This is a genomic window from Variovorax sp. YR566, assembly GCF_051992195.1.
Lineage (GTDB): Bacteria > Pseudomonadota > Gammaproteobacteria > Burkholderiales > Burkholderiaceae_C > Variovorax.
The window spans coordinates 209,089-234,569 of sequence record NZ_CP197093.1 but is presented as its reverse complement, the minus strand read 5'-3'; the positions used below and the strand labels follow the sequence as shown (position 1 = coordinate 234,569).

General features: G+C 62.4%; 22 protein-coding genes and 2 pseudogenes. 11 read left to right on the top strand and 13 right to left on the bottom strand.

All coding sequences use genetic code 11. The features are described from left to right. Positions 1 to 141: 141 nt before the first annotated feature. Positions 142 to 2,718, bottom strand: coding sequence for a PAS-domain containing protein (locus tag ACTG4X_RS35165; RefSeq protein ID WP_440534460.1), 2,577 nt, complete (start codon positions 2,716 to 2,718; stop codon positions 142 to 144). Positions 2,719 to 2,746: 28 nt separating this feature from the next. Continuing rightward, the gene (locus ACTG4X_RS35160) at positions 2,747 to 3,517 is read right to left on the bottom strand and encodes a response regulator (protein ID WP_440534459.1); all 771 of its coding nucleotides are present in this window, start codon (positions 3,515 to 3,517) and stop codon (positions 2,747 to 2,749) included. 225 nt (positions 3,518 to 3,742) lie between these two features. Between ACTG4X_RS35160 and ACTG4X_RS35155 the strand changes: the two genes are divergently transcribed. Genes ACTG4X_RS35155 through ACTG4X_RS35145 form a run of 3 tightly spaced genes read left to right on the top strand, consistent with a single transcriptional unit; the run spans position 3,743 to position 6,913 of the window. Then, positions 3,743 to 4,966 carry an aldose 1-epimerase family protein gene (locus ACTG4X_RS35155; RefSeq protein ID WP_440534458.1) on the top strand — a complete coding sequence of 408 codons (1,224 nt, stop codon included), beginning with the start codon at positions 3,743 to 3,745 and terminating at the stop codon, positions 4,964 to 4,966. A 1-nt stretch (position 4,967) separates the two neighbouring features. Continuing rightward, positions 4,968 to 5,963, top strand: a complete 996-nt coding sequence (locus ACTG4X_RS35150) for a helix-turn-helix domain-containing protein (RefSeq protein ID WP_440534457.1) — start codon at positions 4,968 to 4,970, stop codon at positions 5,961 to 5,963. Then, positions 5,960 to 6,913 carry a substrate-binding domain-containing protein gene (locus ACTG4X_RS35145; RefSeq protein ID WP_440534674.1) on the top strand — a complete coding sequence of 318 codons (954 nt, stop codon included), beginning with the start codon at positions 5,960 to 5,962 and terminating at the stop codon, positions 6,911 to 6,913. The genes ACTG4X_RS35150 and ACTG4X_RS35145 overlap by 4 nt, the downstream gene beginning before the upstream one ends. A 305-nt stretch (positions 6,914 to 7,218) precedes the next feature. Here ACTG4X_RS35145 and ACTG4X_RS35140 read toward each other — a convergent pair. Continuing rightward, a pseudogene (locus ACTG4X_RS35140) lies at positions 7,219 to 8,505 on the bottom strand (IS1182 family transposase); the annotation flags it as partial. Positions 8,506 to 8,526: 21 nt separating this feature from the next. Beyond that, positions 8,527 to 9,411 carry a LysR family transcriptional regulator gene (locus ACTG4X_RS35135; RefSeq protein ID WP_440534673.1) on the bottom strand — a complete coding sequence of 295 codons (885 nt, stop codon included), beginning with the start codon at positions 9,409 to 9,411 and terminating at the stop codon, positions 8,527 to 8,529. 163 nt (positions 9,412 to 9,574) lie between these two features. Between ACTG4X_RS35135 and ACTG4X_RS35130 the strand changes: the two genes are divergently transcribed. The 6 genes from ACTG4X_RS35130 to ACTG4X_RS35105 are packed head-to-tail and all read left to right on the top strand — an operon-like array spanning position 9,575 to position 15,821. Beyond that, positions 9,575 to 11,161, top strand: coding sequence for an aldehyde dehydrogenase family protein (locus ACTG4X_RS35130; protein ID WP_440534672.1), 1,587 nt, complete (start codon positions 9,575 to 9,577; stop codon positions 11,159 to 11,161). 9 nt (positions 11,162 to 11,170) lie between these two features. After that, entirely contained in the window at positions 11,171 to 12,100 is a 930-nt protein-coding gene (locus tag ACTG4X_RS35125; protein WP_440534671.1) for an ABC transporter substrate-binding protein, read from the top strand. Next, positions 12,097 to 13,242 (top strand): NAD(P)/FAD-dependent oxidoreductase, encoded by a 1,146-nt coding sequence (locus ACTG4X_RS35120; RefSeq protein ID WP_440534670.1) that lies wholly within the window; start codon positions 12,097 to 12,099, stop codon positions 13,240 to 13,242. Before ACTG4X_RS35125 ends, ACTG4X_RS35120 begins: the two co-directional genes overlap by 4 nt. Further along, positions 13,239 to 13,493 carry a (2Fe-2S)-binding protein gene (locus ACTG4X_RS35115; protein ID WP_440534669.1) on the top strand — a complete coding sequence of 85 codons (255 nt, stop codon included), beginning with the start codon at positions 13,239 to 13,241 and terminating at the stop codon, positions 13,491 to 13,493. The genes ACTG4X_RS35120 and ACTG4X_RS35115 overlap by 4 nt, the downstream gene beginning before the upstream one ends. Then, on the top strand, positions 13,490 to 14,887 hold the full coding sequence (locus ACTG4X_RS35110; RefSeq protein WP_440534668.1) for an NAD(P)/FAD-dependent oxidoreductase: 1,398 nt from the start codon (positions 13,490 to 13,492) through the stop codon (positions 14,885 to 14,887). The genes ACTG4X_RS35115 and ACTG4X_RS35110 overlap by 4 nt, the downstream gene beginning before the upstream one ends. 1 nt (position 14,888) lies before the next feature. Continuing rightward, the gene (locus ACTG4X_RS35105) at positions 14,889 to 15,821 is read left to right on the top strand and encodes an ABC transporter substrate-binding protein (RefSeq protein WP_440534667.1); all 933 of its coding nucleotides are present in this window, start codon (positions 14,889 to 14,891) and stop codon (positions 15,819 to 15,821) included. A gap of 274 nt (positions 15,822 to 16,095) precedes the next feature. Here ACTG4X_RS35105 and ACTG4X_RS35100 read toward each other — a convergent pair whose 3' ends face one another. The 3 genes and pseudogenes from ACTG4X_RS35100 to ACTG4X_RS35090 all read right to left on the bottom strand — a co-directional run. After that, a complete protein-coding gene (locus ACTG4X_RS35100; RefSeq protein WP_440534666.1) occupies positions 16,096 to 16,575 on the bottom strand; it encodes a hypothetical protein in 480 nt (159 codons plus the stop codon). A 62-nt stretch (positions 16,576 to 16,637) separates the two neighbouring features. After that, positions 16,638 to 17,740, bottom strand: a protein-coding gene (locus ACTG4X_RS35095; RefSeq protein WP_440534665.1) for an IS3 family transposase whose coding sequence is annotated in 2 segments (ribosomal slippage) — positions 16,638 to 17,482 and positions 17,482 to 17,740 — 1,104 coding nt in all. Because the reading frame shifts where the segments join, the coding sequence is not laid out codon by codon here. Positions 17,741 to 18,046: 306 nt separating this feature from the next. Beyond that, positions 18,047 to 18,244 (bottom strand): annotated as a pseudogene (locus tag ACTG4X_RS35090) (IS21 family transposase); the annotation flags it as partial. 179 nt (positions 18,245 to 18,423) lie between these two features. On the opposite strand from ACTG4X_RS35090, the gene ACTG4X_RS35085 reads away from it, so the two are divergent. Next, positions 18,424 to 18,702, top strand: coding sequence for a hypothetical protein (locus tag ACTG4X_RS35085; protein WP_440534664.1), 279 nt, complete (start codon positions 18,424 to 18,426; stop codon positions 18,700 to 18,702). Beyond that, the gene (locus ACTG4X_RS35080; protein ID WP_440534663.1) at positions 18,699 to 19,202 is read left to right on the top strand and encodes a hypothetical protein; all 504 of its coding nucleotides are present in this window, start codon (positions 18,699 to 18,701) and stop codon (positions 19,200 to 19,202) included. Before ACTG4X_RS35085 ends, ACTG4X_RS35080 begins: the two co-directional genes overlap by 4 nt. A gap of 390 nt (positions 19,203 to 19,592) precedes the next feature. Here ACTG4X_RS35080 and ACTG4X_RS35075 read toward each other — a convergent pair whose 3' ends face one another. The 6 genes from ACTG4X_RS35075 to aroC all read right to left on the bottom strand — a co-directional run bounded on the left by ACTG4X_RS35075 (position 19,593) and on the right by aroC (position 25,476). Then, positions 19,593 to 20,300: an HAD family hydrolase gene (locus ACTG4X_RS35075; protein WP_143696842.1), complete on the bottom strand. Its 708-nt coding sequence runs from the start codon at positions 20,298 to 20,300 to the stop codon at positions 19,593 to 19,595. A 278-nt stretch (positions 20,301 to 20,578) separates the two neighbouring features. Further along, complete coding sequence (locus tag ACTG4X_RS35070) at positions 20,579 to 22,021, bottom strand: DHA2 family efflux MFS transporter permease subunit (RefSeq protein ID WP_440534662.1); 1,443 nt, start codon at positions 22,019 to 22,021, stop codon at positions 20,579 to 20,581. Further along, entirely contained in the window at positions 22,018 to 22,599 is a 582-nt protein-coding gene (locus ACTG4X_RS35065) for a shikimate kinase (RefSeq protein ID WP_440534661.1), read from the bottom strand. The genes ACTG4X_RS35070 and ACTG4X_RS35065 overlap by 4 nt, the downstream gene beginning before the upstream one ends. Then, on the bottom strand, positions 22,596 to 23,345 hold the full coding sequence (locus ACTG4X_RS35060) for an SDR family NAD(P)-dependent oxidoreductase (RefSeq protein WP_440534660.1): 750 nt from the start codon (positions 23,343 to 23,345) through the stop codon (positions 22,596 to 22,598). The genes ACTG4X_RS35065 and ACTG4X_RS35060 overlap by 4 nt, the downstream gene beginning before the upstream one ends. Positions 23,346 to 23,347: 2 nt before the next feature. Beyond that, the gene (locus ACTG4X_RS35055; protein ID WP_440534659.1) at positions 23,348 to 24,361 is read right to left on the bottom strand and encodes a carbon starvation induced protein CsiD; all 1,014 of its coding nucleotides are present in this window, start codon (positions 24,359 to 24,361) and stop codon (positions 23,348 to 23,350) included. Next, positions 24,358 to 25,476, bottom strand: coding sequence for a chorismate synthase (aroC, locus tag ACTG4X_RS35050; RefSeq protein ID WP_097201045.1), 1,119 nt, complete (start codon positions 25,474 to 25,476; stop codon positions 24,358 to 24,360). The genes ACTG4X_RS35055 and aroC overlap by 4 nt, the downstream gene beginning before the upstream one ends. Positions 25,477 to 25,481 lie beyond the last annotated feature (5 nt).

Below are 25,481 nucleotides of genomic sequence, written 5' to 3'. Positions count from 1 at the left end.
GTTTGTCTCTCTTTGCGGCGCTGTCCGCTTGTATGGGAGACGATTGAATCGCCCGGCGGTTAACACGCAGTGAATGACGAGGCGAGAGAGCGAAACAATTGAAATGCGGGCGCGTGTCCGCGCGCCGGCCGGCCCTCGAGCTCAGGGCGCTTGCAGTGCAGCGGAAGCGGCCTCAGCGAGCTCGCTGGCGAGAAAGGGCTTCCTGAGGATGCGGAGCGTCGACGATGCGCCGTACCGGAGCGCGAGCAGATCCGACGGCAGGCCGGACATCAGCAGAACCCGAAGCGTCGGGTCGAAGCGCTGGGTCGCATGCATCAGGCTCAAGCCATCGTCGTCGACGCCAAGACCGACATCCGAGAGCAGGAGATCGAAGGCCGCACGCTCCATGGCGCGCAGCGCCTCGGCGCTCGACCCGACCGCGATCACCTGTGCACCCTGCTGTTCGAGGAGATCCTGCGTCGACTCGCGAACGTCGATGTCGTCCTCGACGAGCAGCACCCTGACGCCGCGCAGCGCGACCGGCTGCTGCGGCGGCGCCGGCGGACTCCCCGTCTCGGGCAAGGACGCATCGACAACCGGCAGCGTGATGACGAACGACGTCCCGCCGTTCACGATGCTGCTCGCGCGAATGTCGCCCCCCGACTGCTTGACGAAGCCGTAGACGATGCTCAGGCCCAGCCCGCTGCCATCGCTTTTCCGGGTGGAGAAGAAGGGCTCGAAGATGCGGTCGAGCACACTCCTCGGCATGCCGAAACCGGTGTCCGACACCGTGATCTCGATGAATTCGCGGCGCTCATTGCCTTCGCTGCCATGCTGGGTTGCAAGCCTTGTCTGGATTCGCAGTAGTCCGCCCTTTGGCATGGCTGCAGACGCATTCAAGGCCAGGTTGAGGACGGCGTTCTCGAGCTGTCCACCATCGATGAGCACTTGCGACCCGCCTGCCTCCAGCATCAGCTCGACACGAATCCCTCGGCCCAGTGAGTAGTCGATGAGATCTTCCAGCCCTTCGAGTAGCCGATCAACCTCGATGCGCTCGCGGTGCAACGGCTGCCTGCGTGCGAAGGCCAGCAGGCGGGTGGTGAGCACGCCGCCCCGTTCGGACGCTTTGAGCGCCCGCTGGGCGATCCGTCTCGCGGGCCCGGAGAGATCCGGCAGGGATTGCAGCAGTTGCAGGTTGCTGACGATGGCGGCCAAGAGGTTGTTGAAATCGTGGGCGACGCCGCCGGTGAGCTGACCGAGCACGTCCATCTTCTGGGTCTGGCGAACCTGCAGTTCGAGCGCGCGGCGCTCGCTGAGATCGTTGTAGAGGGTCACGAACCCTCCTTGGGGCATCGGCTGGCTGCGCACGGCGAGGACGCGCCCATCCTCGAATTGCAGGTCCACACTGACGGCCCGGCGCTGCCGTGGCGCATTCATTGCCTCGAAGGGGCCGAGCTCGGTCGATGCGTCCGCTAACGGTGGCATCGCGCGCTGAAGATCGCCGATCGTGGCTCCGGCATGCACCGCATCGGGAGGCAGGCCCAACAGCTTCGCGTACGGCGGATTCCAGGCGATGAGTCTCCCCTCGGCATCGAAGACGCTCAGTCCGTCGTCGATGCTGTCGAAGACGGTCTGCAGCAGAGTCTTTTTCTCGTCGATGTCCTGGGCCATCGCGCGCATCTCGAGGGTGTTTGCCCGGAAGATCTCGAAGGCATCGACCAAGGCGTCGATCTCGACGTTACGCGCCCGCTGCACGGGCTCGATGTCGGTACCGCCTTCGGCCAGCGAAGTCATGGCCGACGTCACTTTCGCCAGCCCCTTCAGTGCCTCTCGGAGTGTCCAGAACCCGACCAGCAGCGCAAGCCCTGCCACCATGAACGTTGCCGCCACGGCCGTCAGTCCGGAGCGCACGGCGACGGTGACCAGGTTCTTGCGCGACGAGACGTCGGCGCTGACCTCCGCGACATGCCGGTTGACCGCGCTGGTGAGTTCGTCGGAGAGGAAGCGGGTCGAGGCCAGCAGGTAGACCTTGCGATCCTCGCGCCCGAGCTGCTTCTGTCGAAGCAGGAAGATGTTCTGGGAGAGTTCGGGCAAGGCCTGCAGCATCGAGAGTCCGTCGTCGCCGCGCGCGTTCCGCGCGAACTCGCCGAAGCGCCGCGCGTAGTCGTTCCTGGCGCCCTCCAGTTCTTCCACGCTGGGGGCCGAGAGCGCAACCTGCAGGGTCAGCACCAGCAGGTCGAGGTCGCGCCGCAACGCAGCCGTCCTGCCGCCCTTGGCAGGCACGCGGCGCTGGAGCTGGCCCAGCGCAAAGAGCTGCGCACGCGCGTCTTCGCGAAGAAAAAGATCCTGCCGCTTGAGATCGATCAACTCGCCGAGCACCGCATGCAGCGTGCTCAGGAGTTGGGGCAACCCCGAGGCCGATTGCCGTGCCAGGGGAAGTTCGCCCGCGAGGCGCGCCACCTCGTCCTGGCGGAGCATCAGTTCCGCGCTCTCCTGCGTCAGCTTGGAGGCAATCGCCACTTCCGCGATGTAGGGCGCGGCCGCGGCGAGGTGGGCGACCCGCTCCGCCAGCGCCAATGACTTGGCAACGCTGGGCAGGATCTCTTCGTCGAACCCCTGGACCGCCGCGCGGGTGTTGACCAGCGCCAGCATCCCGACCGCGGCGAGGACGACCGTCGTTGCCGCGAGCACCGCGAAGGTAAGCATCCACCGCGCGCGGATGCTGGCTGGCCAGGTCATGCCACGCTTCATGCCTGGTGCTTTCCGCCTAGCAGCGCACCACCTCGACAGCCAGCCGGTATCCGGTGCCACGCTCCGTGCGGATGATCTCCGGCTGGGCGGGATTCGCTTCGATCTTCCTGCGCAGCCGCAGGATCAGCACATCGATGGTGCGGTCGATGGAATCCGCCTCGCTCCGGTGGGTCCTGGCCATCAACTGCTCGCGCGAGAAGACGCGATTCGGCGCCGAGAGGAGCACTTCGAGCAGCGCGAATTCGCCGTACGTGAGTTCGCATTCGGTGCCGTCGGTGCGCGTGAGCTTTCTCGCGCTGAGGTTGAAGATCCAGTGCGCAAACCGGTATCGCTCGTGGCTCACGGGGTCGAGGCGCACGGAGCGCGCAGTGGCGGTCTCGGAACTGCGGCGCAGCAGGGCCCGGATCCGGGCAATCAGCTCTCGGTTGTCGAACGGCTTCATGACAAAGTCGTCGGCGGCCGTCTCGAGGCCCAGGACGCGGTCGGTGTCGTTGCCCTTGCCGGTCAGCATGATGATGGGAATGCGCGAGCGCTGCCGCAACGCCCGCGCCAACTCCATGCCGTCCTCCTGCTTGAGGCGCAGGTCGATCAGCACGAGCGAGAACGCGCCGTGCGCCAACGCGGACAACATGGCGCTTCCGTCGGAAACGGCCCGTGCGGTGAATCCTGCAATCTCGAGGACTTCAACCAGTACTTCGCAAAGCGCCTCGTCGTCATCGACGATGAGTATTTCGTGCTTGGCAACGACACCTATTGAAAGTTCTTCTCGGCGGCGATCTCTTTCCAAGGTCTCCAACCTCCAGTGCTCTCAAGTACAGCAAGTGCGCGTGAACGTCGGGTTAATGCGCGGGATGTCTCGTTAACAATTGAAATTATGCAGCCGGGACCGGGATTTCAATTGTTGCGGCGCTGGTGATTCCGGTTAATCCCCGCGCAACCCGTTGTCGCCAGCATCCTCCTTCGCTTTCTCCCGAAAGCGAACCCCGAGAAGAAACGAAGGAGACAACACCATATGAAGAAGTTCATCCTGGCACTCACGGGTGCCGCGCTTTGCTGCGTCATGGCAAGCGCCCAGTCCGCGACCACCACCACCCGCTATGTTCTGTCGAGCGCCGCCGACAACAAACGCGTGCAGGCATGGGCGCTCGACAACCGCAAGCTGCGGGACCCGGCTGAATGGTCGATCCGGAAGTTCTCGCTGCATGGCGGCAAGCAGGAAGGCGTCGACGTCGTCGAGTTGCGCAGCGGCCCGCTGAAGATCGCCGTCGTGCCCACGCGCGGCATGAGCGTGCGCAGCGTCGAGATGGGAGACGTGGCGCTCGGATGGAAGTCGCCCGTGGTGGAGACGGTGAACCCAGCGTACATGAACCTCGAGAGCCGGGGCGGGTTGGGGTGGCTCGACGGGTTCAACGAATGGATGGTGCGCGCCGGCATCGAATGGGCCGGACACCCGGGCATGGACAACGGCCGCATGCTCACCCTGCACGGCCGCATCGGCAACATCCCGGCCTCGGAAGTGGAAGTGGTCGTCGAGCGCGGCGAGAAAACCACCCTGCGCATTCGCGGGCGGGTGGACGAGAAATCCATGTTCGGTGCCGCGCTCGAGCTGTGGACGGAGATCTCGACGGTGGTGGGTTCGAACCGGTTCACCATCTCCGACCAGATCCGCAACACCGGCTCCCTGCCGCAGGAGTACCAGATCATCTATCACGGCAACTATGGCGCGCCATTGCTCGAGGAGGGATCTCGCTTTGTCGCGCCCATCAGGGAGTTGCGTCCGCTGGACGGCGAAGCCGGCAAGGCGATGGACGAATACGCGACCTACCGGGCGCCGGTGGCAGGCTTCAAAGAGCAGGTGTACGGCGTGCAGATGTGGGCCGACGAGAGCCAGCGCACGCTGGTGATGCTGCGCAACCGGGCGGGCGACAAGGCGATGACGATGGCCTATTCAGTGAACGAGCTGCCCTATCTGAATCTGTGGAAGAACACCGGGGCTGCCGCGGACGCCTACGTGACGGGGCTGGAGCCCGCCACCGGCTACGCGGCCAACCGAAGCGTGGAGCGGACCGCCGGGCGCGTACCGACGCTGGCTCCTGGCGAAACGCGCCGCATTAGCCTCGACTTCACATTGCTGAACAGTAAGGTGGATATCGCCAAGGCAGCCGCCGCCATCGAAGCCATCCAGTCTGGACGCCGGACGACGATGAACCCGGAAACGATCAAGCCCGTCAACTGAAATGAACGCATCGCACTTCGCCTGCCCGTCGGATGGCATTCGGGCAGGCACGCAACGGTTCTCGCTGGAGTTGCAGGCCTTCGAGCGCCTGGAGGGCCAGGAGACAGCGGCGCCTCTTGGCTTCATCGATCTCAACGCCTCGGTTTGCAGCCTGGCACACGGCGTTGCGTGGCAAGCAGGGCGATGCCACTATCACCATGGCTACGAACTCCACTTGCTCATTGCACCGCATCGCGGTGCCTATGTGGGAGGAGAGTTTCATCGGCTCGCGGCCGGAAGCATCGTGCTCATCGGCCCTCGCCTGCCGCACAACCTGGCGTTCGTGGGAATACCGAGGGACAGCGAGCGGACCCGCAGCCTCACGCTTCGTTTTGCCGATGAGCCGTTGCGCAAGAGCATGGAGTTCCTGCCTGAGTTGCGCGAGGCGCAGATGCTGCTGGATCTGGCGCACCAGGGCGTGGAGTTTCATGGTCTCGATGGCGCCGTGGCGGAGCGTTTTCAGCGCATCAGGAACCTTCGGGGGCTCGAGCGATTCGCCGAGTTCGCTGCGCTCCTGAATGAACTCTCTCGCTGGAAAACATACCGCACGCTCGCGGCGTCGAATCGAAGGCGCATCGCTTCCGAAGCGGTTGGGCGCGCGGAGCAGATCTACCGCGTGCTCGACTTCATCAATGACAACTACATGCAGGAGCTGACGCTTTCGGAGGTGGGCGCGGTGGCGAAGATGTCGGCGAATGCCTTCTCCCGATATTTCAGGCAAGCCACCGGAAACACCTTCACCGAGGCCGTGATTTCCCTGCGCATCGCGAAGGCCTGCCAGCTCCTGCTGCACACGCGCAAGCAAATCGGCAGCATCTGCTACGAGGTCGGCTTCAACAACATCTCGAATTTCAATCGCCACTTTCGTGCACTGAGAGGGGCATCCCCGGGGCAGTACAGGGCGAGCGGGGAGAGCGAGGGCGTATGCGCACTGAACAGTCCGCGCCAACCGCGATGAATCGCATGAAATACCTTACGTGGCTCTTTCGGCATCTGTCGACCCTGGTGCTTTGCTCCTCTTTCGGACTGGGCGCAAGTGCCGATGAGCTTCGACATGTCGAAGTCATCGTCACGGACAAGGACAATCCGTTCTTCGCAAAAGTCGGACGCAGCGCCGACGAGTACGCCAAGCTCGTGACGCATGGACGAGCCAAGGTCAATCTCGATTTCAGCGGGTTCGACCCCCAGCGACAGGCCACTCAGATACGCGATGCGGCAGCCCGCAAGCCGGATGCCATTCTTCTCACGCCCATCGCATCGCCCCTGGTGACGGACGCAGTGAAGGCTGCAAAGCAGAGCGGTGTTCGATTGCTCTCGGTGGATGCACCGGTCGATGGTGCCGATCTCACCATCACGACCGACAACGTCGAGGCGGGAAGACAGGTCTGCCAATTTCTGGCCGGGCGGCTGTCCGGAAAAGGCAATCTCGCCATCATCGACGGCCCGCAGGTCACTGCCATCTTCGACCGCGTCCGGGGCTGCAAGAGCGCTCTCGCTCTATTCCCTCAAGTCGTGCTCCTGCCGGACGCGCTGGATGGCAAGGCCGGCAAGGAGGGCGGGTTCGATCGCATGACGGAACTGCTTGCGAAGTACCCAAAGCTGGACGCGGTGTTCGCCATCAACGACCCGACCGCCATTGGTGCCGAGCAAGCTGCCCGCCACGCCAAGCGCACCAGCGTCGTCATCGGAGCGGTAGATGGTGCGCCGGCTATGGAGGAGCGGCTGCGCGATGCGGGTTCGTTGATCGAAGCATCTGCAGCGCAGTTTCCCGATCGTATGGCCGCGCAGGCGATTGTGGAGGTTATATCCCTTCGGGCCGGCAAGGTGCCGCGCACTTCGCTCATGCTTATTGCGCCAAAGCTCATCACGAAGTCGAACATCGGGGTCTATCACGGTTGGCGTGATTGAGAGATGGCAAGCCATGTGTCTTGCGCAGTTTCGGCAGTTGTACCGAATGACTGAAAATATGGTGCCTCTCCTGTCGTTCCCAGCTATGGGGCATGCCGTAGTAGTTGAAGGTCTGATTCAACGTCGCGATGGACTTGAACCTCGTGACGCACTCAGCCAAACGTCTGCTTTGGGCAATCGTGACTGTCGCGTAAGGGCCGATTGTGTTGAAAAACTCGTCTCGAATCCTGTGCGCATCGGCAATCACCGAGGATTCGCAGCTCAGTTGCGGGGGCGATAGAACCTGGGAGGCCTCGCGGCCCATCTCACGCGATCCTCATTCCCGCATCTGCTTCAATTGGCATCAACCACTTGGCCATTCGCCGAAGATTCTGGGCAGTTGCCGCCAGCAGGAACTCGTCCTGCGCACCACTGAGTCCGCGAAGTCGGAGCCGATCCAGTTTCATGATGCGTTTGAGGTGTGCGAACAGCATCTCGACCTTCTTCCTGTCCCTGCGCGACTGGCTGTACTCCGGTGTCTTTGCGATGGACCGTGCCGTCTCGCGGGCACCTTCATGGATGCTTCGGGCGATCTTGCGGAACGGCGTGTTCGGGCAACACCGATCTTTGACCCCACAGTCGACGCAGTCGGTCTGGCTGGCTCGGTAGATCACGGTGTCGGCCTTCGTGACGTGGCTGCGCGGGATCGTGAACCGGCGTCGCTCATTGCGCTCCGGCACCCACTGGAACTCGCCGATCGACAGGCTGCCATCCTTGCGAACCGTCTTGTCCCACACCGGAACGTGAGGTTCGATCTGCTTGTCTTCGACCATCCAGCCAAGCAGAGGTGCGGTGCCGTACGCGGTGTCGCCCACAAGCCTTCGCGGCTTGATGGCGAAGCGCTCTTCGACCCGATCGATCATGGTTCGGGTGGATTCGACCTCCGGTGTGCGATGCGCAGGCGTTGCCTCCACGTCCACGATGATGCCCGCCGACAGATCGATCAGGTAGTTGGTCGAGTACGCGTAGAACGCCGGGCCACCGGGTGCTGCGGTCCATTGCGCAGCAGGGTCGGTAGGAGATATGTTGCGGGATGCAGTCTGCGTGTCGCACGTCCCTTCGGGTTCGGGCACACCGTCTGCAACCGGATTGGCCACGTCGAGCGCTTCAAGGTACTCGCGCACCGCGCAGCTGCACTGGGTGCCTTGGCGCCATTGCTCGACCTCAGGAGTAGGAACATTGCGCGCGCGATTGGCGTCGGCCGTGATGATGCTGGCGTCGATGGCGAAGCCTTCGCCTTGAACCAGGCCTTCGGTCATGCAACGGTGCAGTACCGTCTCGAAGACGAATCGGAATGCATCGCTCTGGCGGAAGCGGCCATGGCGGTTCTTGGAGAACGTCGAATGATCGGGGACTCTGCCTTCCAGGCCCAGGCGGCAGAACCATCGGTAGGCCAGGTTGAGATGAACTTCGTCACACAGCCGACGCTCAGACCGGATGCCGAGGCAGTAGCCGATGACGAGCATTCGGATCATGAGCTCGGGATCGATCGAGGGACGGCCGGTGTGGCTGTAGAACGGCGCAAGATGCTGACGAAATTCGCCGAGATCGAGGAAGTAAACGCGCGTGGTATTTCATACTTTGACTTGCTCCATCACAAACTCCACAAATGCCCGAACCTTCGGCGAAAGTTGCTTGTTGGACGGCCAGACCAGCGAGAGAGCACCGAGAGGGGCCATGAATCCCGTGAGAACCGGCTTGAGCGTCCCCGCATCTATTTGCGGTTTGGCGACGTAAGTGGGTAGGTGGGCCAGCCCAAAGTCATTCATCGCAGCCCACAATCCTGCGTCCGTGTTGTTGAAGACCAGACCTGTCGGTACCAGCACGTCTGCAAAAGGCGATTCGAAAGACCACTGAGCCAACCGCCCGCTTGTCGGATACTTGAAGCGGATGCACGCATGTTGCACCAGATCGGCAGGTGTCGATGGCGTACCGCGGTGCGCCAGATACTTGGCGCTGGCGCACACCACAAAGTGCTGATCACCAAGCCGTCGCGCAACCAGCCGCGTGTCTGCGAGTTCTCCACTGCGAACGACGACGTCCAGGCTTTGGGCAACAACGTCCACGACTTGATCATCGAAGTCGATGTCCAATTCGAGCTCGGGGAAGCGTTTGACGAACTTGGGCAGCAAGGGCAGCAGAAGGTGATGTCCAAAAATGTGAGGAACGCTGATGCGCAAACGACCTTTCGGCTGCGCGCGACTTTGCAATAGGACCGCCTCCGCATCATCCAAGTCATCGAGTACGCGTTTGCAACGCTCGAAGAACACCGCCCCTTGCTCCGTCAGACCAATGCTCCGCGTCGTGCGGTGGAGCAATCGCACTCCCAACCGACCTTCGAGGCGCGCGACGCTCTTGGACACAGCGGAGGGAGAGATCCCGAGAATCCTGCCGGCAGAGACATAGCTGCGCTGCTCCGCTGCGTGAACGAAGGCGGCAATGCTTGACAGGCTTTCCATGTCGGGTCGACGCTTCTATTAGGGACTTTTTGGCAATTCTAAGTTGCCCTCCATCGATCTCGACGGCGATTGAGGACAGAAATAACCTTGATGCACTCAACAACGCATCCGCCTGCCGAGGCCAAATCGAGCCTCAGGGACGCTTGCCGTGCCAGGAACAGCCATGGAAACTTTCACCGTCGATGCGAGCAACCGCGTCTCGCCCGGCCGCGGGCAACCCAGTACCTCCAACATCTCCTTGCCGACGTCAGTCAGGCCAACCATGGAGTGGAGCGGTCGACGCCTTCACTATGGCGGTGCATGGCAAGACGCGATTAGTGAAAAGTTCATTGAAGTTGCGAGTCCAGCGACGCGTCAGATGCTGGGACACGTTCCGATCGCTTGCCAGGCCGATGTCTCGGCCGCAGTGAGCGCTGCACAGGCCGCCACCGCAGATTGGGCCGCACTCGATCCCATGGACCGCGGCCAGCACCTGCGCGCCATCGCTCAAATGCTGCGAGGTCGCCTCGATGAACTCGCCATGCTGGAGGCTGTGATCACCGGCCGCCCCATTCGCGAGATGCGCGCTCAGATGACACGTATACCCGAATGGCTCGACTACTTCGGCGGGATTGCAGCCGGGCTCGAAGCCGAATCCAATCGGCTGCGCGGGGGCTTCCTTTCGTACACATCTTATGAACCCCTGGGCGTGTGCGCACTGCTGACGCCGTGGAATCATCCGATCCTCATTCTCGTCAAGAAGTTGGCCGCGGCACTTGCCGCTGGCAACACCGTGGTCGTCAAGCCATCCGAGTTGGCACCAGCGACGCCACTGATCTTTGCGCAATGGTGCAGCGACGCGGGGCTACCTCCGGGCGTTGTGAACGTCGTCACCGGAGATGGCACCACTGGCGAATTGTTGTGCGCTGCACCACAGGTCCAGCATATCGACCTCACGGGCGGCACCGTGACCGGCAAGCGCGTTGCTGCAATGGCCGCTCAACGCTTGGTGCCTTGTACGCTAGAACTGGGCGGCAAGACGCCCGTCCTGGTCTTCGATGACAGCCGCATCGAGGAATGCGCTGCAGGTGCCGTCTTTGCCGCCTTCATCGCAGCGGGACAGACCTGTGTGTCGGCCAGCCGCTTCCTCGTTGCCGAAGCGATCTACGATGATTTCCTAGAGGCATTTGCTCGCCGCGCGAAAGCGCTGCGTCTGGGCGACCCTGCTGAGATGCACACCGACGTGGGGCCGGTGATTTCCGCAGCTTCTCAAGCGCGATGTCTTGCCCACTGCGAGAGGGCCAAGGACGAAGGTGCTCGGCTCATAGCGGGAGGCGCTTCTCCCAGTTTGCCCGCAGCGCTTGCGCTTGGGCACTATGTCGAACCCAGCATATTCGCTGACGTCACTCCGGCAATGTCGCTTTTCCGTGAGGAGGTCTTCGGCCCCGTCGTTGCGGTGTCGTCGTTCCGCGATGAGGCGCAGGCGCTTGAACTGGCCAACGACACGTCCTATGCCCTCGGCGCATCCATATGGACGCGCGACGTAGCGCGTGCCCACCGCGTTGCGGCCCGGGTCCGAGCTGGAATGATCTGGGTCAATGATCACCACAAAAATGACCCCCGCTCTATTTGGGGCGGCTTTGGTGACAGCGGATATGGCACCGAAAACGGCTGGGATGCCCTGAAGGCCTATCAAAGAAAACGAAACATTGTGGTCAGTACAGCCCCTGGCTTTGATGACTGGTTCGCCGACGGCAAACGATACGGTTGAGGGCGAGTCATGAAAACAATCCGTATCCGCCTTCTGTGGCATCCGCAGGCGCAATTCGCCGGCTATCTCCTCGCTCAGCACCACAACCTGGCACAAGACGACGGGCTCGCTATCGAATGTGTTCCGCTCGATCCCGCCAAGGGCCCCATTGACGCATTGCTGGACGGCGATGTCGCCTTTGCGGTCGCCAGCCCGTCGCACATGCTGGAGAGCCGACGCGCCGAGGAGCTCGTTTTTCTGCTGGCGATCCAGCAGACCAGTTCATTGGTCTATCCCGTCCGTCGGAGCGCCGGTGTGGCAGATCCCAAAGATCTCCGAGGATGCCGTATCGGGGTCTGGCCGGGCCACGAGGATCTGGAGTTGGTCTGGATGTTGCATCGCGCCAATTTGCCAGTCGACTCCTACCAACGAGTCGTTGTGCAGGATACGGTGGCCGCTCTTTGCGAGCGCACCATCGATGGCGCGCAGATGACCACGTACCACGAGCTCCACAATCTGGAAGGCGAAGCCGGCTCCCTCGCAGACTTCGTTCTGTTCAAGGCATCCGACTATGGAGCATCCCTCCTGAAGGACGGTCTGGTCGCACGTAGAGACTGGGTCGAAGACCATCCGCTGGAAACACAAGCGGTCGTCAACGCAGTCTTGCGTGGGTGGACGCATGCCTTTGAAGACGAAGGTGATGCACTTGAAATCTGCGCTCGCCTGCGGCCGGACATGAGCCGTGCAATGCACGAGGTGCAGCTCTCGGAAATTCGTGCATTGGCAATATGTGCTGCGACGCATACCGAAGGACTCGGCTTTCCGGATCCGGCACACATGAGCCAGGCGCTTCTCGCAATGCACGAAGTGGAAGGCCATCCGTGTTCGAGTACGTTGGGCCTGCTCGACGACAGGTTCTGGCGCGCCGCGCCAGCGGCCTACCGGAGGAGCCAGTGGTGAATCGCGCAAAAGTGGTGGTGGTCGGCGCGGGCGTAGTAGGTGCAGCCATCGCCGAGGCAGTCAGTCGGACCGGGCGAAGCGTACGAATCATCGAACAGGGTGTGCCAGGAGGCGCGGTCTCGGGGGCGAGCCTTGCCTGCATCAGCACGCACATGCAAGACAAAGAGGAGTTGCCGTTTCTCATATGGAATCGCGATCAGTGGGCTGCACTTCACGCACGGCGGTCTGGCTTCGAGTACGCCCGGTGTGGGCAACTGCGTTTCTTGAGAAGCGAGGACGAGATCGAATCGGCTCGCTACTGGATAGACACCGAAACGGCATGTGGCCTGGAGCCTGAATTGCTAGAACCCGAGGCGATCCGGCACATCGAGCCGATGTTGACAGGGCCCATCGCCGCGGCGACCTGGTCGCTCGATTCGGCTGTGGTCAATCCCTTTCTTGCCGTTCGGATGCTCCTCGAGGACGCTCAGGCACAAGGGGCCCAGATCCAATGTCACGCGCGAGCCACCGCAGTTCGCGTTGAACATGGATGCGTGGTGGGGGTAGACACGACGCGAGGGCCCGTCGACGGCGACGTCGTCATCATCGCCGGTGGGCCCTGGACGGCGCAATTGGCTGCGTCGGTGGATGTCCATCTGCCGATCCGTCCGCGCAAGGCACAGTGCCTTGCGACCGTCTCACAGCCACTTTCGATACGAACGGTCGTTGGCGCGTGCAAGTCCGAGGGAGGCGTGGGTGTGGGCTACACGCAAATCCAGCAGAGCATGAGCGGGCAGATCCTTTTCAACACCGTCCTTGCCAATGGGGTGGAAGACAGTGAAGACCCCGACCATGTGCCCGAGGTGGACCGCAGCTTCATCCGCGACTCCATTGAAACATTCCTCTTCCTGTTCCCGGGCTTCGCCGATGTCGAACTCTTACGCTCCTGGGTTCGCCATGAAGCTGTGACTCCGGACAACCGCTTCCTCGTCGGTCCGATCGGTCCGACCGGACTCTTCGTCGCCGCGGGCGATGGCGGAACCGGATTCACGCGTGCGATAGGTATCGGACGCGTCATTGCGGATCAGCTCGATGGGCGTGAATCACCGTTTCGTACGGATATCTACGACCCCAGTCGTTTTGCACGAGGTCTGCAAGCATGAGCACTGAAGTCACGATCCATGTCAATGACAGTGCCGTGAGGACCGAGGCAGGTCGGCCGATCAGCGCCGTCCTGCATTTCCGGGACGGTGCCGTTTTTCGCAGAACGCCCAAGCACCAGGCGCCCCGGGGCCTGTTCTGCGGCATGGGTGTTTGCTTTGAGTGCCTCGTCACGGTCGACGGGCGTGCGGCAACACGTGCGTGCCTGACGCCGGCTCGGGAAGGTATGCGCATCGAAACGGAGCAGTCATGAGCACCGGGGTCATTGCAACGGACATTGCGGTCATCGGCGCGGGCCCGGCCGGACTTGCGGCAGCGCTCGCCGCTGCGCAGGCAGGCGCCAGGGTGGATGTGATCGACGCAGCAGCGTTGCCAGGTGGTCAATACTGGATGCAGGATCCAACTGGCTCGATGCCTGCCACGCGCCAAGCCCACGAGGGCTTGAAAGCCATTGATGCGTGCAAAGCCCTGGGGGTGAATTTCCATGTGGGCACCGAGGTATGGGCCGTGTTTCCGGATCTTCGAATCGGTGCCCATGCTGCCGATACCGTGTTCGAAGTGGCCCCGCGTGCAATTGTCGTCGCCAGTGGTGCTCATGACAGGGTCATGCCGTTCCCGGGCTGGACGTTGCCCGGCGTCATGACACCCGGAGCAGGTCAGAGGATGATCAAGCTTGGAGGACGAAGCGCGGGAAGGAGTGTGGCCCTCGCAGGCAGTGGGCCCTTCCTGCTAGCTGTCGCGGAAACACTGAAAAGGCACGGAGAGCCGCCCAAGATCTTCGTGGAAGCGCGCCGACCGGATCGCGCGATGATTGCACATCTCGCACGTCGTCCCGCTCGGTGGGCCGAGGCAGCCAAGCTGCTCCTGGCGGCGCGCACCATCCCGGACCGACGCCTTGGGTGGATCGTCACAGAGGCCATGGGAGCCAATCGCCTGGAAGCGATCAGGATCGCACCGATCTCCGGCAGCGGGATCGTCGAGCATGGTCAATCCGAACTCATTCCGGATGTTGATGCGCTTCTGATCGGCTGGGGGTTCAGGCCGATCATCGAAGTCACAAGTCTGCTGCAATGCAGGCACGACTATGACCGCGATCTCGGAGGCTGGTTCTGTGTGACCGATCTGCCCACGGGCAGGACATCTGTCGCCAATGTCTATGCGGCGGGGGAAGTGACGGGCATCGCAGGAGCTGTTCCCGCTCGGCTCTCTGGAGAAATTGCAGGGGCGTCAGCAGCTGCAGATCTCGGCTTCTTGGGGGCGGACGCTACACGCGCACGCTTCCAGGCGCTTTCTCGGCTTCGCTCCGCGCGTCAGTTCGCACTCGGGTTGGGGCAACTCTTCTCGCCGCCGAGCACGTTGGCAGACCTCGCATACGACGACACCATCGTTTGCAGATGCGAGGAAGTCTGCAAGCGGGAGATCCGAACGGCACTGGCATCGAGTGCATGCACTGTATCCGGGGTCAAGCGATGGACCCGTGCCGGGATGGGCCGCTGCCAGGGCCGCATTTGCGGCTGGGCCGTCGCAGAGATCGCTCAGCGTGACGCGGCCTCGACACCGGAAGAGAGCGGATTCAACAGTCCACGAATTCCTTTGCGGCCTGTGCCACTTTCCGCCATCAGTTCCTTTGGCGATCAATCTCTCTGACATGACCCCTTCCAAATTTGATAGCGTCAAGCTGCAGCTCAAGTGGCTGCATCAAGCACAGTTCGCCGGCTACTACGTTGCGCAGCAGCAGGGTTTCTACAACGATGAGCGATTGAATGTCGAAATTCTTGTTGGCGGTCCAGGCGTAGACCCCGAAGCGCTGGTGGCACGTGGCGTGGCCCACTTTGCGCAGGGCGGTGGTGTGGAGAGCCTCCTCGCATGCAGAGAGCAAGGCATGTCGATTGTTGCGATCGGTGCGCTCTTTCCAAAAGTAGATGTCGCCTTCATTGCCAAGCAAGAAGAGGCGATCAGAACACTTCAAGATTTCTCCGGCAGGACCGTCAGCACCTGGTATACCGGCGTGCACTTGATTCTGCGTGCACTGCTAATTCAATCGGGCGTTGATCTTGGTCGCGTCAACGAAGTTGAGCAGGCTGCCACCATGAGACCTTTCATTGAAGGTGACGTCTCGATCGCAGCGGCGACTTTCTACAACCAGCTGCCGGCTCTCCGAAATTCCGGTATGTCTGACCTGGTTATCTTTGACCCAGCAGAGCATGGCGTTGTCATTCCGCGAGATACCTTTGTGACATCGGAAAGCATGATCCGGCACCACCCGGACATCGTCCTGCGCTTTCTTCGCGCGAGCCTACGCGGCTGGAAGCATGCGATCTTGCATCAAGAAAACGCAGTGGAATGCGTGATGACGCGCGGCACAAAACTAGACAAGCGGCACCAGGCCGTCATGATGAGAGAGATTGCCAGTTTGGCGCTTTGGGGAGGCCGCAGCTTGGAAAGTGTGGGGTACGTTCACCCAGATGCGGCGAGATTCACGAGCACCTTTCTCCACGAAAACCAGCAAACTGAAATCAGAGTTCCAGCAGATCAAGCATGTTCCATGAGATTCTGGGAAGACGTCCAAATGCTCCCGTGATTAACTTGTTCGGAATGCCGATGCCACCGAGGGCAACAGAGGCGGCATCGGTATGCCGAAGTCCAGAGTGCTGTTCGCGCCGAAGTAGAGCTGAGCCACCGGGGATGATGGATGGGATCCAGACATTGACCGCAGGGGAGCGGTCTAGCGAAAATTGATGTCGGCCCGACGATAGAAGTATTGCCGGCTGCCGTCGATCGACGGACCGCAGACCGGAGTTGCATCGAATTCTTTCAGGGCGGCTCGCGGCAGGCGTCCCGCGTGTCTGGCAAGTTCAGCTAGTGACACAAATGTCCTCCTGAATCGATCGATCTCTGTGCGAGCAACAACGTGGTGATTTCCGTCGCAGGTTGCGGTGGCTCGCAACAATCGCATCTTCACGAGTGCATACCCAACCTGCTGTTTTATGCCGAGTGTCTTCGCTGCTTCGTTGATGGATACCGCCGCTCCGCTTGCCGATCGGCGGGTGTCGAGCCAGTCTCTGACGGCAAGCGGTGTCCGCGCCGAAGTAGAACTGAGCCAGTGGTGTTTCCGCATCGCGGCTGGCGGAAAGCGCTTGCATTGCATCCTGGGTCCCTTTGACGCCAGCCACAAAGGCGGAGCCGGAGCGAAGGGTGAAGTCGTCCAGAGCTTCGTCGGGCGATCCAAGCGATGCGAGGCCAACCAGGCCCGTCATCGCCCTGATCGCCGCATCCGAGGCTGCTTGCGTGTTGGCATACATGAACTCTTGCAGCGACGGCGACTGCGCGGGCATCTGCACACCGTTGACGACGGGGATATCTTCTGACCTGCTCGGTTTAGTCGAGACAGTTTTTCCTAGAAGACGGCGGGTTGCAGTTCTAGGCGGAGTTCCTGTTTGAACTCTGCCGGGGTCAAGTATTGCAGGCTGCTATGGGGACGTACCTCGTTGTAGTGATTGCGCCAGGCTTCGATCAGGACAGCGGCTTCGCGGCGCGAACGGAACCACTCGATGGACAGACACTCGTCGCGGAACTTGCCGTTGAAGCTCTCGTCGGTGCCGTTCTGCCAAGGCTTGCCGGGATCGTTGAGCACGGTGGCAATGCCTGAGCCTGAGATCCACTCCAGGATGGCTTGGCTGACAAACTCCGGCCCGTTGTCCGAACGCATGAACAGCGGCGCACCATGCAAGCTCACCAAGCGCGAGAGCACCTCGATCACCCGCTTGGAGCGGATGGCCCCGGCCACATCGATGGCCAGGCACTCGCGGGTGTATTCGTCCACGACAGTCAGGCACTTGATCTGCTGGCCGCTGGCCGTGGTGTCGAAGACGAAGTCGTAGGCCCAGACCATGTTGGCCTTGAACGGCGTGTGAACGCGCGGGCGCACCGAGGCGATGCGCTTGCGCGGCCGTTTCCGGGGCACCAGCAGGCCCGCCTGGCGCCACAGCCTGTGCGTGCGAGACCAACTCAGCTCGAAGCCCTTGCGGCGCAGAAACACGCGGATGCGGCGATAGCCGTAGCGCGGATACTGAGCCGAGAGTTCCTTCATCGCCGCAAGCACCGGCGCATCCTTGGCGGGCAAGCGCAGCTCGTAGCTGGGCGTGGCGCGTGACATGCCGATGAGCCCGCAGGCGCGGCGCAGACTCAAGCCACGTGCGCGCACGAAGGCCAGTTGCTCGCGCCGAGCCAACGGGCTCACCATTTTTTTGCGTTGATCTCCTTGAGGATCTCGAGGTCCAGATCTCGCTCGGCAAGGAGCTTCTTCAGCCGGCTGTTCTCAAGCTCCAGGGCCTTCAGACGCTTGACGTCGGCCGCCTCCATCTGGCCGAAGTGTTTGCGCCAGGCATAGATGATGGCGTCGCTGACCTTGTGCTTCTTGGCAGCCTCGGCCACCGTCGTACGATCTGCTTCGCGCAGGATCGTGACCATTTGCTCTTCTGAAAATCGACTCTTCTTCATGGGCTCCTCTTCGGGCGGGAGCCATCTTCCTAGAAATCAATGTCTCGGAGAAACCGGGCAGGTCAATATCCGCCCACTGCCGTACCAATCGCGGCGGCGGCTTTGAGAATTCCGGACCATGGAATCGATTTTGGTTCTTGGCTCGCTGGCTTGACGGGTTCTTTTTCTGCTTCGGCGCTCATAGACCTCCTCTGAAAATTCGCATGCAATATCGCCGTCGCATGGTAATTGCCTTGCATGGGCGAGAGCACCGCCACAGCGTCCAAGAAGTGCGAGCGATAGTGCAGCCCCCTGCAGGTGTTCTGTCGAAGCGAAGCGATGTCCGACGATGGCGTTGCGTTTGACGTAGCCGACGCCGCGTTCGTCCTTCCCCTTGGTCTGGGCGCGGTACGGTGCACAAGCCCGCGGGGTCACCTTCCAGTACCGGCAGAAGGCGTGGAAGCGGTCGTTGAAGCGGACCTCGCGGGTCTGCAAGTCGTGCTCGCTGACGAGGGCCCGCGCGTTGGCTGCAGCGACAACGGGGAATGACGGCCGTGGAGGTTCTCAAGCGGCTGCGAGAACTTGCATCAGCAGGAACGTTCACCGAGAAGCACCTGAGAACTGTCCAGCGTGCTCTCTCAGCATGGGGCCGACGCCATCCGTCAGTGGATCGATCAAATGAAAGCATTCAAGAGAAGACGGCCGTGGACAGCCGCACGAGCCCCGGTTATGGTGGAAACTGCTCTCCGGACAACTACCACAAACTGCACGACGACTACAAGCAGAAATGTGGGCAGGCAGACGCGTTGGGTGCCTGCAAGTCGGGCATGAGCCCGTCCCAGCTTTCAGCAAGGCGGCAGGCTTTCGGGCAGTGCGCCCGAGCGCGCGAGGAGATGATGAACCAGTGCTTCTCAGGCGGCGACTACAACCACAGGGAGCAGGCCGGCAATGTCTGGAATGCGTACAAGAACTGTGCACCATGACCCACAAAGACCTTGATGAGCAGTACCTGCGCGGCAGGATACTGGGGGACTTTCCCGAAGAAAGACTTCCTCTCGACTGCTTTGCCGAAAGCGCCTCGGTCGGTTTCGACGGCAAAGGCATCGCGCGCATCAACGACCACCTGGCCGGTAAGCTCTGGACAGAGGTCGACTGGCCAGCTTTGCTCAAGCTGCATATCGATGCTTGGCAGAGTATTTCCCAACTCAAGAGCGAAGCGTACCGATGCGTGTTCCCTTCGTTGCTGTTGTACATCGCGGGGAGTAATGAGGATTTACTTTCTGAGCATTTCATTGAGATGCACCTGAACCTTGGCAATGTGTTCAAGGAGGAAGAGTCCAGGCTCCTGGAGTCCCTGTACGACAGACAAGCAGAATGCGTTGCGCTTGTTCTTGTCGGGCGCATCGAGAAAAAAGGGCAGTGGCGTCTGTGCCAGGATGCACTGGACTCCTATTGGGGACTGTTCATGCCCGCCAGCGACTGAACCGGCGCATCGCCAGCACTGCACTTGAACAGATGCATTCGTGAAACCCGCGACGAGATTCAACAGCTGCACACTGCATACGGGTTATTCGGCTCCGCACGCCCGTGCCAATCAGTTGCATGACAAGGTAGGCGAATACCGAGTTAGTTAAGGAAGCCGTCACTGCCACCGAGTCGTCGCGCCGTTGAGTTGCGCTGATCTCTGACCCCGGGGCACGGCGAGACGGCAATCAACGCTTGGCCGCGGTGCCGTCTTTTCGAACACAACGCAGCAAATCGTGCGGTTCATTCCTGCCTTGCTGGGTGGCAATCGGTTTCATCCTTCCGTCCCGCACAACGGCGTTTCGCTTCGAGCTTGCGCATGTCGTCGAGCCGTACCCCCTGGCAGATGTCAGAGTGCGTGCATCGGGAGCGAGGCCGTGTGCGATGCCATCGCGAATCTGCTCAAGGCCGTGCGTGTCGAACATTCCACCTGCGCTCTTGAGTCAAAGCCCCCCAGCTTCACGACTTCAATGTCCTTGAAATTGTCTCGCTCATTCGTGACCGCAACGAAAGCAACCTTCGCATCCTGCGCGGCGACCAGATCGCTGAGCGAATCGCCGAAGAAGACGATGTCTCGGCCGCGATGCCGGGCAGATATTTCCTCCAAGGCCTTCGCCTTGGGGGTACGGGCTCCGTAGACGGCAATGAAGCGATGAAGCAGACCGCTGCGCTGAAGCTGCTCGTGGATCTCTGCCTCCGGCGCCGTCGAGCTGATGTAGACAGGACAGGAACACTGCGACACAAACTCCTTCACGCCATCCACCAAGGGCGCGCCAGCAAGCGATGCCTCCAGGCTCACCGCATAACGCGAAAGGTATTGCGCCAGAAGCGCTGGGGTGGCGGCCGTGCCGATGACGAGTTCAAGTATCGCGGCCAACTTCTCCCGCCGGGCGACGCCGCCGTGACTGAGGATGTAGGCGTCGATTTCGGCCGATCTCTCTGGATACTCGGCGAACATGGCAAGCATGGCCCTGCGCTTTGCCATGTGGGACTTGATGATGACGCCATCGAAATCCAGGACGATGACCGGTGCCGCACCCATATTCGAATTCTGCATTCTCAACTCCCGATTGAAGATCTGACCGCTGAAGTTCTTCTGCCATTGGAGTACCTGCCCTGTCGGAGCCCGCAGCGCGCGCACTCGCGCTCTTTCGATGAACGACTGCGTTTACCTCCAAGGAGGCGCCCATGCGGAAACGTCCGGACCGCGAAGGCTCCGGATGCTTCGTGTGTTCAAGCACGTGCGAGTCGTGCCTGCATCCTCGTGTCCACGCCTTGCACGGGGCCGAGTTCTCATTGCATTGATACGGATGGTCAACAACACCTGGGTGATCGTCACTCCTTTCCCCGCATCGACGCATTCGATCGGCGGTATTTCATGAAGAGCAGGAATGGGATGACCCCGAGGTTCAGGATCAGCAACAGGCGGAAATCGAACAGGTAGGCGAAAAACGCGGCCTCGGTGGCGCCATGGTTCGCGAGGTTGACTCCCGTGCGGTGGGTCAGAAGCGACTGCATCAATGAGACGCCGGCGCTGCTGCCGAAGTTGCGAGACAGCGCAAAGAAGGCGGCGCCGTCCGAGCGCATGCCGGCTGCCAGGGTCGCAAACGTGATGGCGTTCAATGGCGCAAAGATCAAGCCAAGCCCCGCGCCGAGGACGAGCCCGGACGTGACGATCGACGTTGCCTGTACGGGCATGCGCAAGAGCACGAGTTGCAGGATGGCTCCTCCCGTCACCAGAAAACCACCGGCCATCATCAGGCGCGGGTCTACCCTGGCGATGATCTTTCCGGCGAACAACATGGCCGCGAGCGTTCCCACGCCCGTCGGCGCCATCAGCACGCCGGCGTCCGCGACGGAATAGCCCGCCACATTGACCAGCAGCTGGGGCAGGAGCGCCCGCGTGGAAAAGAGCAGTGCGCCGACAACGGCCGTGAAGAACAGCCCCGTCACGTAGTTGCGATCCATCAGCAAGGCCTTGTTGAAGAAACCGCCCGGGCCGCCGCGCAGCGTATGCCTGATGAAGACCGCGAACGCGAGCATCATCACGACCAGCGCACAGACGAGCGCCGTCGAGTCGAGCCAACCGACATGCTGGCCGGTGTCCAGGATGAGCTGGAGCAGACCGACGGTGATCGACATGCTCAGGAAGCCTGTGAGATCGAACGACCTCGCGGGCTCTGGCGCCGTCCTCAGTGCGCGCGTCGCGATGCCCGCGAAGGCCACGAGGCCGACGGGAATGTTGATGTAGAAGATCCAGGGCCAGCCGTGATACTCGGTCAGCAGGCCGCCGATCACCGGCCCGAGGATGGGGCCGAGCATCACGCCGGCCCCCCACTGCGCGAGCGCCTGCGCCTGCTTGCCGGGCGGATTGATGTCGAGGATGAGCGCTTGCGAGACCGGTACCAGCACTGCACCGAAGCAGCCCTGCACGACGCGCGCGCACACGATCTCGGTCAGGCTGCCGGACCAGCCGCACCACACCGAGCTGACGGTGAACCCTGCGATGGCGATCAGGTACAGCCGCGTGCGGCCGATGTGCGAGGAGACCCAGCCGATCATCGGCGTCGCGATCGCCGCCGCCACGATGTACGACGTGACCACGAGCATGGCCGCATCCTGGCTCACCTCGAACCCCCGTTGCATCTGGGGCAGGGCGACGTTCACGATGGTGCTGTCCAGGCCGGTCAGGATGGTCGCGAGCATGATCGATGCGGTCGCAACGACCTTGCTCGCGCCGGTCATCGGCAGCGACCGCAGCGTCTCGGTTTGCTTCATTCAGGAGCTTGCGCCTTCACTCCGGCGCGGCGAGCAATGGCCAGGATGTCGGCGAGCACCTCCTCGTCCCTCCTGTTCGCCGTGGCCACCACCTCGTCTGCCGCCGCGCTGTAGAGCGGCGCACGTTCTGCGTAGAGACGGTCGAACGACGCTTGCGGGTCGCCCGGATCGACGAATGCCGGCAGCCGCCCCGAGAACCATCGCTGCCGGATCACCTCTCGCGGTGTATCGATCAGGACCACGGGCCCCAGGCGTCGCAGCAGGGCCAGGTTGACCGCGCTGAGCGGGGTCGCACCGGTCGTCGCCAGCACGGCCAAGCGCTTCGCTCCGGGCGCTTCGTTCGCCGCCATCCGGACATACTCGACCAATGCGCGCTCTTCGAGCCTTGCAAAGTAGGCACTGCCGAAATCGCGAAAGATCTGATGCGCCGGGCACATCGTTGCGCCGTCGCTCGCATGCACCTGCTCCAGCAAGCGATCGAGGTCCGCGAAACGCCCGCCCGCCGACTTGGCGAGCATCGCGCCGTAGGTGCTCTTGCCGCTCGACTTGAAGCCGATCAGGACGACTGCATCGCTCATAGGTACTGCTCGCCATGGGCGACCACATGACTGCAGTCAACGATCAGCTCCTTCACCGAGGCAGCCGGCGACAGCGCCAGCAAGAACCTCACGCATGCATGCAGGTCCGACGGCGGAATCTTCGCCGCATCCGGCAACCAGGTCTGGCGCGCGCTCTGGTCCGTGTGCACGTAGCTCGGGCAAAGGGTCGAAACCTTCACGCCCTCCTTGGCGAGTTCGAGACACAAGGCCTCGCCGTACGCGCGCAGCGCGGCCTTGCTCGCGGCGTAGCCACCGTTTCCTGCCTTCGGGTGGACCGCCGAACGCGATGCGACGTTGATCACGTGCCCGCAGTGGGCGGCCTTCATCACGGGTGCCGCTGCCCGCACGAGGTTGATCGCGCCGAGCAGATTGGTATCGAGCACCCGCCGCAGGTCCGCATCCGCGATGGACGAAGTTCCCCGGTGGACGATGCCCGCCCCGTTGAACAGGACGTCCACGCGTCCCGTTTCGTCCACGACCCGCCGCACCGCATGGGCCACCGCCTGCTCGTTGGCGACATCCAGCGGACAACGGATCGCCGTGGCGCCTTCGGCTTCCAGCTCGGCCGCGAGCGAGTCGACTTCGCCGGTCCCGCGCGCGACCAGCACGACCGCATAGCCATCGCTTGCAAGACCGCGGGCCACGGCGCGGCCGATGCCACGGCTTGCGCCCGTCACGATCGCCACGGGCCTGTCCTGGGCCCGGCGCATGTCCATGGAGGCCATCCTCAGGCGGCTCCGTTGATGACCGGAAAGGACTGGTGCGCGTGAAGCATGCCCCGCATGCGAACGATCTCGCGATAGAGCTCGGGATGCGGCTCGAACACCTCGCGCCCATGCAGCCAGTAGTTGTTGTTCAGGAACATCATGGCGCCCACGGGAATCGTCACGCATTCGACCTTCGGGTCCGATTCGATGGATTCGACGAAGCTACGCAGGTACGCCGCATCCTCGATCGACCTCGGAAAAATGAACTGGTCGGCGAATCTCGCGCACAGATGCCCATGCCAGTCAAAGAAGATCGGCCGGTTCAAGGGCTCGCTGCGAACGTTGTTGCCCCATTGCTGCTGCCTTGGATCGTTGGCGGGCGGCAGCTCGATCAGGAAGGGCTTGCGGCCCTGGGGGGCCTCGGCAAACTGGCGCACGTCGCGCCAGTCATCGAGGTGCAGCAACCGATTGCGCCCTCCCCTGACATGCCGCTCGTGCGTCTTGCCGAAGACCAGCCAGTCGGTGGTGGGGTTCTTGGAGGCGGCACCGTCCGTGTGCATGCCGAAGGTGCGGTAGGGCTGGAAGAGATTGCTGCTTTGCGGCGTCACGTCCTGGCTCCTGACCGGCAGGCGGGCATAGAACTTTCCCGAGAGCACATCGTTGTCGGGGGTTCCGATCGCATGCGCGAGCGCGGTGATGAACCGGATCAGTTCCTCGTCGTTCGTGGTCGCCGCAGAGATGTCGAGCATGAAGCCGCCGCTGTGGCGGTCCTCGATCAGCCGGTACAGGGTCTGGATGAGCTCGTCGCCCCAGACGCGCTGGACGACTTCCGTCAGGTTGAAGCGGCTGTAGGGCACGTACTCGAGCGAGCGCGTGGTGATATGGGCGGTTTCATCGAGGAAGTCCCTGATGTCCTCCGGCTCCAGGACGATGCGCGGCAGCCGCCCGGATTCCGGGTGCGCTTGCACCAGATGCCTGGCGGCTGCGGTCGTGTCGGAGGTGGCGGCGTATGCCGCCCTGCTGTGCTGGCTCATGTGCGATGCTCCAAGGGGAATTGAAGGGCGGACAAAGAGGGATCGCGGCCGAGGCGATCGAAGTTCTGGGCGCGGTGGCGCAGCAGATGGTCCATGAGCACGATCGCCACCATGGCTTCGGCGATCGGCGTCGCGCGTATGCCGACGCAGGGATCATGACGCCCGTGCGTGGAGATCACCGCGGCACGGCCCTGCGTGTCGATCGTCCTGGCATCGAGGTGCAGGCTGGCCGTGGGCTTCAAGGCGATGCTGACGCAGACGTCCTGCCCCGACGAAATACCGCCCAGGATGCCCCCTGCGTGGTTGCTCAGGAAGCCTTCGGGCGTGATCTCGTCCCGGTTGGCCGTTCCGCGTTGCTCGACGACGCCGAATCCCGCCCCGACCTCCACGCCCTTCACCGCGCTGATGCTCATCAGGGCATGGGCCAGATCGGCATCGAGCCGGTCGAAGATGGGCTCGCCCAGTCCGGCAGGCACGTTGCTGGCGACCACGTTCACGCGCGCCCCGATCGAGTCTCCTGCCTTCGACAGGCTCGCCATGAAACTCTCGATCTCGCCGACTTTGTCCGGATCCGGACAGAAGTAGGGGTTGGTGTTGACGAAATCCAGATCCACTGCGCAAGCCCGGATCGGCCCCAGTTGGGCCAGATAGCCACGCACCTGGATGCCGTGCCGGTCGAAGAGGTACTTCTTCGCCACGCCGCCGGCGGCCACGCGGATGACGGTCTCGCGCGCTGACGAGCGGCCGCCTCCGCGGTGCTCGCGCATGCCGTACTTGTGGAAGTAGGTGTAGTCCGCGTGCCCCGGGCGAAACAAGTCCTTGATCGAGTCGTAGTCCTTCGAGCGCTGGTTGGTGTTCTCGATCCGCAGGCCGATCGGCGTGCCGGTGGTCACCCCGTCGAGTACCCCGGACATGATCTTCACCGCATCCGGTTCCTGGCGCTGGCTGACGAAGCGCGAACGCCCGGTCCTGCGCCGCTCGATGTCGGGCATCAGGTCCTGTTCACTGATGCGCAGACCGGGCGGACAACCGTCGATGATGCAGCCGATGCTGTCGCCGTGGCTCTCCCCGTAGGTCGTGATCGCGAAGTTCTTGCCGATGGTGTTTCCTGACACGCTGT